This is a genomic window from Faecalicatena contorta (genome assembly GCF_001404335.1).
Classification (GTDB): Bacteria; Bacillota; Clostridia; order Lachnospirales; family Lachnospiraceae; genus Faecalicatena; species Faecalicatena contortus_B.
Genome location: NZ_CYZU01000004.1, coordinates 96,881 through 110,605, shown reverse-complemented (window position 1 = coordinate 110,605; position 13,725 = coordinate 96,881). Strand labels below are relative to the sequence as shown.

General features: G+C 42.3%; 10 protein-coding genes. 7 read left to right on the top strand and 3 right to left on the bottom strand.

Annotated elements, in window-relative coordinates; all coding sequences use genetic code 11:
• The first annotated feature begins 16 nt into the window (after positions 1-16).
• The 3 genes from ARB69_RS03355 (at position 17) to ARB69_RS03345 (ending at position 4,460) form a co-directional block, all read left to right on the top strand.
• Entirely contained in the window at positions 17-1,141 is a 1,125-nt protein-coding gene (locus tag ARB69_RS03355; RefSeq protein WP_055151065.1) for a uroporphyrinogen decarboxylase family protein, read from the top strand.
• A 76-nt stretch (positions 1,142-1,217) separates the two neighbouring features.
• Entirely contained in the window at positions 1,218-2,996 is a 1,779-nt protein-coding gene (locus ARB69_RS03350; RefSeq protein WP_055151062.1) for a sensor histidine kinase, read from the top strand.
• Positions 2,997-3,014: 18 nt separating this feature from the next.
• Entirely contained in the window at positions 3,015-4,460 is a 1,446-nt protein-coding gene (locus tag ARB69_RS03345) for a response regulator transcription factor (RefSeq protein ID WP_055151060.1), read from the top strand.
• 219 nt (positions 4,461-4,679) lie between these two features.
• Here the strand turns inward: ARB69_RS03345 and ARB69_RS03340 are convergent, their stop codons facing one another.
• Positions 4,680-5,939 (bottom strand): response regulator transcription factor, encoded by a 1,260-nt coding sequence (locus tag ARB69_RS03340; RefSeq protein ID WP_055151058.1) that lies wholly within the window; start codon positions 5,937-5,939, stop codon positions 4,680-4,682.
• 23 nt (positions 5,940-5,962) lie between these two features.
• Positions 5,963-7,669, bottom strand: a complete 1,707-nt coding sequence (locus ARB69_RS03335) for a sensor histidine kinase (protein WP_167702479.1) — start codon at positions 7,667-7,669, stop codon at positions 5,963-5,965.
• A gap of 265 nt (positions 7,670-7,934) precedes the next feature.
• Between ARB69_RS03335 and ARB69_RS03330 the strand changes: the two genes are divergently transcribed.
• Genes ARB69_RS03330 through ARB69_RS03315 form a run of 4 tightly spaced genes read left to right on the top strand, consistent with a single transcriptional unit; the run spans position 7,935 to position 11,976 of the window.
• Positions 7,935-9,209, top strand: coding sequence for an ABC transporter substrate-binding protein (locus ARB69_RS03330; RefSeq protein WP_055151052.1), 1,275 nt, complete (start codon positions 7,935-7,937; stop codon positions 9,207-9,209).
• A 25-nt stretch (positions 9,210-9,234) separates the two neighbouring features.
• Entirely contained in the window at positions 9,235-10,104 is an 870-nt protein-coding gene (locus ARB69_RS03325) for a carbohydrate ABC transporter permease (protein ID WP_050639288.1), read from the top strand.
• Between the two features lie 9 nt (positions 10,105-10,113).
• The gene (locus ARB69_RS03320; RefSeq protein WP_050639289.1) at positions 10,114-10,944 is read left to right on the top strand and encodes a carbohydrate ABC transporter permease; all 831 of its coding nucleotides are present in this window, start codon (positions 10,114-10,116) and stop codon (positions 10,942-10,944) included.
• A gap of 6 nt (positions 10,945-10,950) precedes the next feature.
• Complete coding sequence (locus ARB69_RS03315) at positions 10,951-11,976, top strand: family 43 glycosylhydrolase (RefSeq protein ID WP_050639290.1); 1,026 nt, start codon at positions 10,951-10,953, stop codon at positions 11,974-11,976.
• Positions 11,977-12,190: 214 nt separating this feature from the next.
• On the opposite strand, the gene ARB69_RS03310 is transcribed toward ARB69_RS03315, so the two are convergent.
• Complete coding sequence (locus ARB69_RS03310; protein ID WP_055151050.1) at positions 12,191-13,681, bottom strand: LPXTG cell wall anchor domain-containing protein; 1,491 nt, start codon at positions 13,679-13,681, stop codon at positions 12,191-12,193.
• Positions 13,682-13,725 lie beyond the last annotated feature (44 nt).

Sequence of the window (13,725 nt, the reverse complement as noted above, 5' to 3'; positions counted from 1 at the left end):
CAGAGGAGATTATAGCATGACATTTCGTGAGAACGTACTGGCGATCCTGCATTATGAAAAATATGAACACTTCCCGGTAGTTTCCTTCGGGTATTGGGAAGAAACCTTGGACAAATGGGCGCAGGAAGGCCACATTACCCAGGAAGAGGCAGAAGGATACCGCAGGGAAGGGGACAATTCCTCCGCTGATCAGTCTGTCATGAAGAGGTTGGGATTTGATTTTAACTGGAATTCCTGTATAAGCACAAAAAATCAGATGTTCCCAGCCTTTGAAAAAAAGATTCTGGAGGAAAAACCAGATGGCAGCAGGATTGTAAGGGATGAGCAGGGCCTGATTGTTCTGGAAAAACTGGACACCATTTCAATTCCGGCGGAAATTGGGACTTCTCTTATGGATCGGAAGGCATGGGAAGAACTCTATCTGCCAAAGCTTGAGTGGAAGGAAACACGGGTAGACCGGGAATTTTTCAAAAATCTTCCTTCTCAGGGCAGCAGGGAAATCCCCATTGGCCTGCACTGCGGCTCTCTGATTGGGTATATGAGAAATCTGCTGGGGGTTGAGCAGTTAAGCTATCTGTATGTGGATGATGAGGATCTGTATGTGGAGATCATTGACACCATCGCAGAACTGGGGTATCAATGCCTGGAAGAGGTCTTAAAGACGGGAGCAAAGTTTGATTATGCTCATTTCTGGGAGGATATTTGTTATAAGAATGGACCGTTGGTTACACCAACCGTTTTTGAGGATTATGTGGCTCCTCATTATAAAAAGTATACGGCATTGCTGAAGCAGCATGATATTGACATCGTTTCTGTGGACTGTGACGGCTGTATTGACCGACTGGTACCTATCTGGCTTGAGAATGGGGTTAATACCATGTTTCCCATTGAGGTGGGTACCTGGAATGCAAGCATTGGGCCATGGAGAGCGCAGTATGGCAAAGAGCTCCGCGGCGTGGGCGGCATGAACAAGACAGTATTTGCCCGTGATAATAAGGCGGTCGACGAGGAGATAGAAAGGTTAAAGACGCTGATTGAACTGGGAGGATATATCCCATGTCCGGACCATAGAATTGCTCCGGATGCTAAGTTTGAGGTGGTTCAATACTACTGTGAGAAAATGCAGAATCTGAAATTATAAAGAATGGGGCGCAAAGGGGTCTGACCCCTTTGCGTACCATTTTCTGAATATTCTGAACATTATCGGGGAGGGCATAATGAAAAAATATTCTTTGAAGGTATCTTTGTACCGGGCATTTGCCAGTTCTGTGTTTATGCCCTTCATTATAATCAGTTTTATTTTATTGAACTTTTTTAACCATCAACTCTTAAACAGTTACAATACTAACAATAGGATTATTCTTCAGACCCTTACAAATCAGCTGGACAGTTCCCTGCAGAATGGAGAGCATTTTTTTCTGCAGTATTTGGCGGATACGAATATTGCCAGGTTTTATCAATATGTAAATAACACTGAAATTGATGCTTCACAGGAGAATTTGTATGGTTATATCCGATATTCGGTCAAGTACAGAAGCGCATTGAATAAGTATCTGACCGTGTCGGATCCCATTCACAGAGGGATTGGATTTTTGCCGGAAAATGCGAATAAGGGAAATTTCTTTTATTTGAATAAGTATGGCGGATCAATCCTGCGGTATGAGGAGAATGCAGAGCCGTTGTATGAAGAGCTGACAAAGCTGTTATCTGGTGAGGTGAGATTTTTCCCCGGCAGCCTTATGTCCGGAAGTGAGGAATATCATGAGGAGCAGCCTGTCTTTACGATGCTGTGTCCGGTGAGCAATCTGGAAACGGCATCACGGCAGGGATATGCGTTTTTGGAACTGTCCCAATCGGTATTTTCAGACCTGAATGAAAAAATTACGCTGCCTGAGGGAGCGGGACTGGTTATTTATTTTCCGGACGGGACTCCGGCCTATGCCACAGAGGAAAGGTTTATCACAGAGCAGGATGATATGGCGGACACGAAGGAGCTCATGGGCAGGAAGGTGAGGATAGAAGGAGATACACATTATCTGTACCATATGAAGGAGGAGAAATATGGGTTCAAAATTGATTATGTGCTGCCGCACAGCACCATATTAAGGGAGGCCAACCATACTTCATTTGTGATCCTGCTGTTTTGGTTTTGTGCGATGGCAGCGGCATTTTTTATTTTTATGAATTTAAGCCGCCGTATATCTGTTTCTACGGAAAGGATTGTCTCGTATATCCAGAAGTACCGGTTGGGAGATGAGGAGAGCAGCGGGAATATGCCTGCAATCCCCATAGAGGAGTTTTCGGAGATTTCTCTGGCAATGACGGAGATGACAGAGCGGATCACGGATCTTGTACAGCACGAGTACATCTGGAAAATGAACCAGCAGATGGCGGAATATAAGGCTATGCAGGCGGAAATTAATCCTCACTTCTTCTATAATGTCATGAACTCCCTTCAGGCGCTGAATCGGATCGGGGATACGAAAAATCTGGAAAAGGGGATTTTAAATCTTTCCCGGATGTTTCGTTATACCTGTGAACCGGGATATGATTCAAGCATTCAGAAGGAATGCCAGTTTATTGAAAGTTATCTTATGCTGGAAAAAATCCGGTTTGAAGAACGCTTGTATTATGATATTCAAGTGGAGGAGCAGCTAATGGACTTTACCATTCCCAAGCTCTTGCTTCAGCCTTTGATTGAAAATGCTATGCGTCATGGAATGGCGCCGGATGGAAGTTCCTTAAGCATTTTGCTGCGGGTCTGCCAGGTAAAGAGCACAAATGGAGCGGCTTTTGTATGGATTCAGGTAGCTAATGACGGAATCCCATATAAAGAGCAGGATATCTATACCAAGGACAGGGTAGGAATTACGAGTGTTCGGGATCGCCTTTTTATTACATATCCGAACTCCTTTTTTTGGTATGACAGAAAAGGAAGATATCAAACGGTCTGTAACCTGTTGATTGCAAAAGAAGAAAGTCTGTACCAGTATTGAGGAAGGCAGGGGAAATTTATGAATATCTTAATAACAGATGATGAGAGGCTGATAAGGCTGAGTTTACTGTCTATGCTGGAGGAACTGTATCCGGGGATTCATCACATTTCACAGGCAAAAGATGGGGAAGAAATGATCCGTATGGTGGAACAATCATTCTACGATCTGGTTTTTCTGGACATTAATATGCCGAAAGTTAATGGACTGGATGCTCTGGAAATATGCCGTCAGAAGGCTCCTGAGACCCAGTGGTGTATTCTAACGGGGTATGCTGAGTTTGAATATGCGAAGCGGTCGATTGGCCTTGGAGTCAAGGAATATCTGCTGAAGCCATTAGATATTGACCAACTAAAGCAGCTCATGGGTGAGATCATAAAAGGAAAGCAGCAAAAGCTTCAGAACCAGAATCAGCTCTTCGAAAACAGAGTGAGCCAGGCCATTGCCCTGGCGGACATGGCAGGGGGTGTCAAGCAGATGCAGCCGGCAGGGAAGGACGCGGTTTACAGTATGTATGTGTTCTTCTTGGATACGGATGAGAACAGAAAAAGGCAGGAGCTATATGCAGAGCTGTACGAACATCTCTCCGTATATCTGAGCAAAACTATAGAGGAAAGGGACCGCTATGCCTTGTTCTTTCTGCAGACCAGTGAGCTTTGCCTGGTCATTGAGGGAAAAGAATATATGAGGATTCATTCCTATTTGCGCCACCATCAGGATCTGTTTGACAAAAATACGAGAATTGTGGCAGTAAGTGCGGTGGCAAAGGACTTCCGGGAGATGTATATGAATAAGCAGATTATGCTGGCGCTGGCAAGCGTCCGTATACTGGAGGAAAATTATAAGACCATATCTTTACAGGCATTAAATGATCAAAAAGATTTGATGGAAAAACAGTATTTATGCGAGAAAATAGAAATGCTTACAGCCAGCTATATGACGGGAAACTATGGGTTGGCAAACGAATTGCTGCAGGAAATGGAGCGTGAAGACGAACTGAGAAAAAGCTTTGAAAAAATAGACAGCCGTCCCCTGCGCGCCTATTTGTCCGTTATCTGGAAAAGCAGCTTTGAGGGAGAAGAATATGCAGATCTGCTACGGCATTTCCGAAAGCTCCTGCAAAATGCCACGTGGGAACAGAACAGCGAAAATCATGATATTGTTCAGCAGATTAAGGATTATGTGACGGTAAATTACATGAATGATGTGACCATAGCGGAGATGGGGAACCGATTTGATATCAGCCCTTCCTATATCAGCAGAATTTTCCGGAATAAAACAGGGGAGAAATATATTGACTTTGTCACCGCAGTAAGGATGAAGAAGGCAATGGAAATTATCCGGAAGAGCCCGTCTTTATCAGTTAAGGAAGTGGCGGAACGTGTGGGATATATTAGTGAAAAGCATTTTTCAAAAACCTTTAAAAAATATTTTGACTGCCTGCCTTCGCAAGTGGCGAGAGAATAGGCGGTTTATTATGGGAAACTATATACCCAAAGGGCACTCCGCAACTTATGCCCTTTGGGTATATCTTATTTTTCAGCTTTGCTGAGGACTCGCCCGGCAGGGGGAGGGAATCCTTTTGGTGATGCAATGCCTTGTCTTTATGTAGGATTCAAATACAATAGTTGAATATATAAAATGCTAAGCTTCGACATATGTAAGCACAATTTAAAAGCAAATCATCTAATTGATCTCCGAAATCATTCTAAATTCCGTAGGAGACATACCGGCTATTTTCTTGAATGTATTAGAAAAATAGCTTACATCGTTAAATCCAACTGCCATGGCAATATCCCGTAATCTTAAGGATTCATCCTTTAAAAGTTCCTTTGCCTTTTCGATCCGAAACTGAGTAAGGTGTTCTGTGATAGATTCACCCGTTTCTTTTTTGAATAAACGGCTAAGATAACTGGCATTAAGACCAACAGCGTCTGCAATGTCGTTAAGCCCAATCTGTTCATTAAAGTTGTTTTCGATATATTGTACAGCTTTTTTTATAGGCAGATTCTGGCTGAGTGAGGGAGAAGATGTATTATTTTCGGCGCTGTAAAACAGGATTTTCTTTTCACTTTTTGCTTTGTGTTTGAAACAATAGCAGCATTCGAGATAAGCTGTATTCAGTTCTGTGATCGAAGAATGGGGAGTACTGATTGCAGCTTTTAATCTGTATGCCGGATAATTTTCTGCAAAAGTAAAAATCTGATTTAAGGAAGGCACGATGGGTGTATGCTCCAGTTTACTGGTATCATTTAATACAATGCACAAGTATTTGGAGTGCACCGGAAAAATAACAGGTTTTACAGAGGAGAAAATTCCTCTGAGGAATCGGGTAACTGTGTTGATAAAATCTTCTTTAAGCTGGGCGGAGTCGTCGATGATCCGGATCTTTATGAGGATACAGTAAAAATTATTGCCGGATACCTGATAAAGCCGTGTTTTATCGATAATCTCATCGGGAGAAAGCGGAACATCGTAGACAAGATCCTGGTAGAATTTTATCTGAAGTTCTTCCTGATTTTTGATAATTGTCTCCTGTATACTGTCAAAATGGCGCTGCTTTTTCTGCTCCTCCTGTATGGCACTGATTGCCCTGCGGACAGCATTTTCTATCTTACTTAAGGGATTATCCTTTAATATAAAGTCGAATGCCCCATGACGCAGGGCTTCCTGGGCATACTTAAAATCGGAATACCCGGACAGGATGATTAATTTGGTGGAAGGGGCATATTTCTGCACATACTCTGCTAACTCTAACCCATTTTTTCCGGGCATGCGGATATCCGTAATTACGATATTCACACAGGTGGTTTGGAGAAATTCAATAGCTTCCAGACCGTCGGATGCTGAGTGTACAATCTGGCAATCCAGGCCTGCCCAGTCTATAAAAGTGCTGATTCCTTCCCGGATAATTAATTCATCATCTACAATCATGATTCGATACATAGAACATCCTCCTTTTTGCTCTGTCATGACAGCGGCAGCCTGACAGATATTGTAGTTCCTTCGCCCGGCGTGCTGGCAATGGTAATCCCATACTGTTCGCCATAGGTGTATTTTAAGCGTAAGTGTGTATTAATCAGACCAATGTGGTGTCCTTTTCCCTCGGATTGGGATAACACTGAAGCATCTGGCTCATTCAGCTGTCTATTCATTTCTTCTGGATGAAACCCAATTCCATTATCAATGATCTGGAGCAGCATTTCCTGTTCATCTACGATATCTCCCGTAATTAATATTGTACCTTCCTCCACCTTATTCTCCAGGCCATGGACAACAGCATTCTCTACAAGCGGCTGCAGGCAGAGCTTCAGAATGGAATGATCCATCAATTTTGTATCTACATCAATATCGTAAGATAGTTTTGGACCAAAGCGCACCTTCTGTATCTGCAGATAGTACCGGACATTCTGAAGCTCTTCCTGCAAAGTGATAAACTTTGTTGCAGGAGTATAAATATTGGCATTGAGTAAACTGCTGAGTGCCGTAATCATCTCATAACATTCCATATCCTGGTTTGCACGGGCTTTCCAGCTGACAGACAGAAGCGTATTAAATAGGAAATGCGGGTTAATCTGCGCCTGCAGTGCCTTGAGTTCACTCTCTTTTAAAAGGACTTCATTGGCATACTTTTCATTTAAAAGCCTTTTGATCTGAGAGGACATCGTAGTAAAAGCTGTACTGAGGTTATCAAGCTCTGTAATTCCGTATACAGGCAGGGTTTGTGAATAGTCGCTTTGGCTTAACCGGGTCATGCGTTTGATCAGTAAGTGAATATATCTGCTTACATACCGGGAAACTGCGAGGGCAAATACGATAACGAGCAGCAGCAAACAGATAAAGATAACCAGATAACCTCTTAATTGACTATGAAGTTCCTGATAGATGGGCTCCAGCGGAATCAGTACGCAGGCAGTAAGCGGATAATTCGTTAAAGTCTTCGTTTTGGCCAGATAGTTGTCTGGATCTTCCATCATATGTTTTAAAGAGACCCCTTGGACGGATAAAGCGGATATGGTTTCGCCCTGCAGTTCCTCTTTGCTGCTCATGATGACAGTTCCTGATTCATCAAAGGCAAAACAAAGCGTGTCCGTGTACTTATCAAAGTCGGTGAAATTGGACATGAGTGATTCCTCGCTTAACTGGAAACTGAGCAGGCCTTTAAAAGCGCCATCGGGATACCCATAATAGTCCCGTATATAAAACAGGCTGCCGGAGTCATCTCTGGAATGCATAAGGGTGTGGATTCTTTCGGTACCCAGTGATTTGCTGAGAGCTTCCCGATTATCGGTAATCATGTTAAGGGCGGAAGAATCCTCCTTGCCAGGATATACGCCATATTTTGGATTACCTATATAATGATACGTATTAAAATCATTCGTAAGGGTAATTGAAGTCAGGATATTTTCGTTCCAAATCGTGGTATAAAACATCATTTTCGTAAGGCGTTCATCGACAGATTCGTTGAATGTAGTTTCATTGCCTGGAAAGATATAATTATATAGCTCGGGATTGATTACCGGATCACTGATGATTGAGTAATAAGCATTTTTTACAGAGAGCAGAGTAGAGTCAAGAGAGCTGAAGGAGCTTTCGGCGGATGAATCGATATTTCGCTCAATTGTATCAAAGGTGCTGTTCCTCAGAGTGGCATAGAAGTAAATACCTGCAATCATACAAGGCGTAATCATACATAAGGAAATAATAAGGGTTATTATAACAAAAAGTGATACAGGTTTTTTCGTATGCGGCAGCAAATTGGACACCCCCATAAAAGGTAAAATAATTACATAATATAAAAATGTTTTACATGTTTCCAGGTCAAAAGCATTATAATGTAAAAAATATATAAAAACAAGTAAAATCCACTGATTTATTTATAGATTATGCCAAGATATAATAAATCCATCAAATACAAAAAATAAAAAGGAGAAAAGGAATATGAAAGCAAAACGAATCGTATCGTTAATGCTGGCATTTAGTATGGCAGTGGGATTAACGGCTTGCGGCGGGGAAGCAGGAGGAAAAGCGGAAAAGGAAGACGGAAAGGTAAGCATTACCGTTTTCAGTGAATGGGTAGGAGCACATCCATATGCAAAATATTTCGCAGAGAGGGTGGAAAGTTTTGAAGAAGCCCATCCGGAGATCGATGTAAATGTTGAAGAGATAGCAGGTTCTACAACAGCCAATATGGATGCAAAATTAAAAGTGCAGGTTTCATCTGGAGAACTTCCGGATGTATTCTATACCAATGACCAGAGTATTATTGATCTGGCCAAAAAGTCAAACTTACTTTATGACTTTAAGGATAAATTGGATGCAGACGCTGAATTAAAGGATGAGCTGGATATGGAGGACATTGCGTCGTGGAATGAGGGATCGGACCAGGTATATGGCACCTGTTCTCATAAAGATTTTTTTGGGTTTTTCTATAATAAAGAAATACTAAAAGCGGCTGGATATGAAAAATTTCCAGAGAGCTGGGATGAGCTTTATGATTTATGTGAAAAATTAAAAGGAGACGGAGTAGCTGCTATGGCTCTGGAGACAAAGACAGCTTGGTATTCAAGCCTTACACTTCTGGCAGCACTGGCCAGCGGAAGCGAGAAAGGGCAGGAGATGGCGAAAACGGTTGGGCTTACAGATTATAACACGCCGGAATTCATCGAGGCCGCTTCACAGCTTCAAAAAATGTTTATGGAATATTCAACCACAGATGCTCCGGGTTCGGATATTAGCGTTGCTTTGAATAACTTTACAAGCGATAAAACAGCGATTGTTCTGGATGGGGCCTGGAGGATTGCCGAACTAACGGAAGCTATGGGAGATAAGGTGGGAGAAGCATATCTTCCTGGTAAGGGTGCTGTATCTTACCCGGGGTATGCATGGTTCTCCGGCTCTAAGGATGAGAAAACGGCGGCGGCTTCCTATGAATTCATTAAATGGTTTAACAACAAAGAGGATCAGGCCATCCGCCTGGAACAGTTAGGTTTGATTCCGGCCTCCGCAAATATTGACTATGAATCTCTGGAACTGTCACCACTTATGATGGAAATTTTGGAAATGAAAGACGATGTTAATTACACAGTAAGTTCCTGTTGGAGAGTGTATCCTGCCGCAGTGACGGCCATCATACCCCAGGAACTTGCAGCATTGGGAACAGGCCAAAGCACGCCCGAACAGTTTGCAGAGAATTTAACAAAAGCATCAAACTAAACGCACCCCTGTAGGAGGAGTCTGAATGAAATCTAAAAAAACTAAAATCTGGCTTGCAGCCTTTTTGGCTCCCACGCTGATCCTCTTTTTGGGGTTTTACGCATATTCCATTATTACGGTCGGAATTACCGGATTTACGGACTGGAAGCTGGGGGAGCCCATAAGATTTGCAGGTGTTGACAATTTTATAAAAATGTTTCAGGATTCCACTTTCCATATATCCTTTAAAAATACAATTATATGGATGGCCCTGCATTGGGTCATATTAGTAGGAACCAGCCTTCTGGTGGCATTGGCAACGTTAAAAAAGTCACGCTTATCAAAAGCCGTGAGAGTAATCTATCTGATCCCGAAAATGATGCCGCTGGCAGTAATCGGATTTTTATTCTACTTCATGTTTAATCCATCTATTGGGCTTGTAAATGATTTTATCCGCAAAATAGGATTTGAGAATTTTAATGTAAACTGGTTTCAGGACGCAAGGACTGCATTTGTGGCGGTTACTGTGACGACCATTTTTTACGGGGGAGTTTTTATGCTGCTGATCTCATCAGAGATAGCAGCAATCCCCGCAGAAGTATATGAGTCGGCAAAAGTGGACGGAGCGACAGAATCCCAAATCAACAGATTAATTGTGATGCCCCTGATCAAAAATATCGTGGGAACATGCCTGATTCTTGCAACGGTAGACTGCCTGAAAACGTTTGAAGTCATATATCTGACCACGAGCGGAGGCCCGGGTAATTTAACAATGAATCTGCCGGTTATGATTTTCAGGACGGCAATGAATAATTCCAATTATGGATATGCCAATGCAATCGCGTTTGTAACAATTCTGATTGGAGCAGCAGCAATGCTGTTGATAACAAAAGTGTTCCGCATAGGAAAAGATTAAGGAGTAGCTATGAAGGCAGGACAAATCATCGGAAAATTAGGAAGAATTGTATTTTTGGTATTTATAATTGCAATTTCGACGGTACCACTTTTATGGACGCTGGTATCTTCTTTCAAAACAAATAAAGAGATTATGGATTCCGCATTCTCCTTACCGGTTTCCATCAACCTTGACAATTATATCATGGCATTTAAATATTCACCGTTGGGTACATACTTTTGGAATACATTTATAATCACCGTTTTCTGTATTTTTTTTGGGCTAATCATATTCAGCATGTCGGCATATGTGTTTGCAAGGTTCGAGTTTAAAGGAAAAAACTTTTTATTTGCCTTAATCGGCATGTCAATGCTTGTACCTACATCGGCATTGATATTTCCGGTGTACAAGCTGATGAATGCCATGAACCTTTATAATACGAAAAGCGGACTTGTGCTTGTATATATGGCAATTGCGATGCCGGCAGTACTGTTTGTTTTAAGAAGTTATTTCCTGACGATCCCGAGGGAAATGGAAGAGGCGGCGAGAATTGACGGTTCCGGGTTTTTAAGAACCTTTATTACTATTATGCTTCCGCTTGTTAAGCCGGCCATGGCAACGGCTGCGATACTGATCTTCATGGCGAGCTGGAATGATTTTATTTACAACCTGATGCTTTCATCAGGCAACAATGCGAGAAATGTATCGGTAGCATTGTCGCAGTTTTTGAGCATGTTTGGAAGCGACTATGGTCAGCTGTTTGCGGCATCGTTTGTCGTAGTGCTGCCAAGTATACTGCTCTATTGTCTGCTTCAAAAAAGAATAGAATCCGCACTATTAGCAGGTGCAGTTAAGGGGTAACAGAATATGCAGTATAATTTAGCAAAATATAAGACTGATGTAAAATATGGGACAGAGGTTATGGGGCCGTCAGGTGTCCCTGGCGCATATGATGAGATGGCTGTGGATTGTCCCTTCGTGTTTTATCACAATAATCAATACTATATGATGCATGTAGGTTTTGACGGAAAAGGATATCAGACAGGTCTCGCAGTAAGCCGGGATCTGCTTCACTGGGAAAAAGAGTCGATTATATTCAAAAGAGGAGAACAGGAAGGCTGGGATAAAGGTGGAGTCGCAGGCATGTGGATCCTGAAAGAAAATGATCTGTTCAAAAAACCGTCCTTAAAAAAGGTGGACGGGAAGTACTGGATGATATACCATAGCTATCCGGATGAGGGATATGAGGCTGGTCCTGCCCAAATCGGACTTGCTTATACTGAGGACGAGTCGCTGCATCACTGGACACGTCTGGACAAACCGATCCTGAGCTGGAAAGATGGTGATGACTGGGAACGGGCAGGGTTATATAAAGGCTGCCTGATTGAGGACCGTGGGAAATATTATATGTTTTATAATGCCAAAGACAGCGAGGTATGGAAATGGCATGAACAAATTGGAATGGCGGTATCCGATGATATGCTGGAATGGAAACGGGTATCCGGGCAGCCGGTTATTTGTAATACAAAACCTGGCTGGGATTCGTACTTTTGCGCTGACCCCTGTGTGGTTAAGGATGGTGGATTATGGCTGATGTATTATTACGGATATGATGGAGAGCATGCACAGGAGGGGATTGCATTTTCAGAAGACTTGTACCGCTGGGAGAAGGTGGATACCCCGATTTTAAAACATGGGAATGCGGGAGAGATCGATGAACTGCATGCACATAAACCCTGCGTTATAGAAAAGGATGGAACCTTGTATCATTTTTATTGTGCTGTAAGGGAAAGCAGGGAAAAAGACAAGGCTGTCAATATAGATCCTACCCAAGAGGAGGGAGAAGAAAAAACGGAGTATCGCTGCATATCTGTAGCAACAAAACGGGCATAGAGTACTAAGTATTCATGGTTATATATATCTTCCTTTACAACAAAAAGATATGCTAAATGAAAATAGAAATAGGAGCAACCGCCTGCGAAGTAGTTAGCCTCTGATTAGTAAAAAGCCTACTTAGTACTGCAAAGTACAGAAGTAGGCTTCTTAATTTTCGATTATTAATTTTTATTTAGACAAGCAGTGTAATATGAATGATATCAATATCAAATTATCTGTGTCTGCGCTTCACAGAAACAACAGCAATCCCGCATGCTGCGAACAATGCAATTATGTAGAACACCATCATACTGCTGTCGCCTGTTTTTGGGCTGACGGCTTTTGCAGTAGTTTTAGGCTTTTCAGTAGTCTGAGGTTTTGTTGTGTTATCCGTTTTCCCCTTATCATCGTTCTGACTTGGTTTATTATTATCCGGTTTATTATTTGGTTTGTTATTTGGCTTGTCATTTGGTTTGTCATTTGGTTTATTACCCGTCTCATCTTTCAGAGCCGGTATTGTTAAGTTAATAGATACATAACCCAACCCATCACCTTTTGTTAAACTTAATGATCCTTCTTCAATCAGGCCATCCTGGTTTTTCTGGGCTTTGATCATTTTGAAGTCAGCATACCACTCGATATTAATATCGTTACCTATTGCATTTTTTACGACATTATAAATATCATCTTTCGTTGTATCGTTCGATGGTACAAATGCATCTAAAGCGTCATATGCTGCCTGCTTTGCTTTTTCAATATATTCCTGGTCTGCGTTCGGATTATTCTGGGGCTCGTCAAGTTTAGGGATTATCAAATTTACGGAAAGTATCGTGCTTTCACTTCCTACGGATAACCGTATCTCGCCTGTGACAGCGCCTTCTTTTGTTGTAGTAGCTTGCTGGATTTTCATTTCTGTGGCCCAATCTGCATCGGCAGCAGAACCAATCGCATTTTTTACTAATTGGAGAATCCCTGGAGCATAGGCGTTATTCGAAGGTTCTATAGCTTTTAGGGCCCTTGTTGCATCAGCTATTGCAATCTCCAGGAGCTCTGCATCGGTCATAGGCCTTTTGGGGATGGTAAAGTGCCAGGCAAAATTCTGACTGTTGTCTTCCCCTGCTGTCATTCGAAAGTTTATATCAAATGTGCCTTCCTCCGTGAGTGTGGACTCTTTTTTGTCACAGTCAATCAGACTGAATTCCACACCATTAATATAACGGCTGAGAGCGCCTAATATGTCTTCCGGCATCATTTCGTTAGACATTTCCATGGCAACTTGCGCCTTAATGTCGTCTAACTTTGAAAGTGCATTTTCAAAATTCTGTTCATCTTGAGTCATAATCCGGATCGTTCTTTCAAAGGGGTATTTTTGCGATTGGTTACCTACGCATATAAGTAACGTTGCCCGAATCTTTCCTTCACGTTCTGTAGTAGCATTAGTTTTTCGGAAATCTGTAAAGGTAAGTGTGACCTTATCTGACACCTGCCCACGGCATGCATTTAAAAAAGTTTCCTCATTTGTCGAATTAGTAACCGGATCAGGGATACTGCTGATACAACCATCCACGATCCAGAATGCTTCAGTAAGCAGCTCCTCATCCGTCTTATCTGCAGCATTTACCTCCGCTGCACCCATTCCGCCAAGTAGAGAAATTCCCATTATGACAGCGGCGAGCAGGCTGAACAGTCGTTTCCCTATTCCTTTTTTCTTTTTCAATTCCATTGTCCTTCCTCCTAGTATTCTTCCTAACAGGTCCCGGGAATCTG

Excerpts from the sequence above, each read along its gene's own strand:
- ARB69_RS03355 (WP_055151065.1), top strand. The coding sequence starts at position 17 with ATGACATTTCGTGAGAACGTACTGGCGATCCTGCATTATGAAAAATAT.
- ARB69_RS03350 (WP_055151062.1), top strand. The coding sequence starts at position 1,218 with ATGAAAAAATATTCTTTGAAGGTATCTTTGTACCGGGCATTTGCCAGT.
- ARB69_RS03345 (WP_055151060.1), top strand. The coding sequence starts at position 3,015 with ATGAATATCTTAATAACAGATGATGAGAGGCTGATAAGGCTGAGTTTA.
- ARB69_RS03340 (WP_055151058.1), bottom strand. The coding sequence starts at position 5,939 with ATGTATCGAATCATGATTGTAGATGATGAATTAATTATCCGGGAAGGA.
- ARB69_RS03335 (WP_167702479.1), bottom strand. The coding sequence starts at position 7,669 with ATGATTGCAGGTATTTACTTCTATGCCACTCTGAGGAACAGCACCTTT.
- ARB69_RS03330 (WP_055151052.1), top strand. The coding sequence starts at position 7,935 with ATGAAAGCAAAACGAATCGTATCGTTAATGCTGGCATTTAGTATGGCA.
- ARB69_RS03325 (WP_050639288.1), top strand. The coding sequence starts at position 9,235 with ATGAAATCTAAAAAAACTAAAATCTGGCTTGCAGCCTTTTTGGCTCCC.
- ARB69_RS03320 (WP_050639289.1), top strand. The coding sequence starts at position 10,114 with ATGAAGGCAGGACAAATCATCGGAAAATTAGGAAGAATTGTATTTTTG.
- ARB69_RS03315 (WP_050639290.1), top strand. The coding sequence starts at position 10,951 with ATGCAGTATAATTTAGCAAAATATAAGACTGATGTAAAATATGGGACA.
- ARB69_RS03310 (WP_055151050.1), bottom strand. The coding sequence starts at position 13,681 with ATGGAATTGAAAAAGAAAAAAGGAATAGGGAAACGACTGTTCAGCCTG.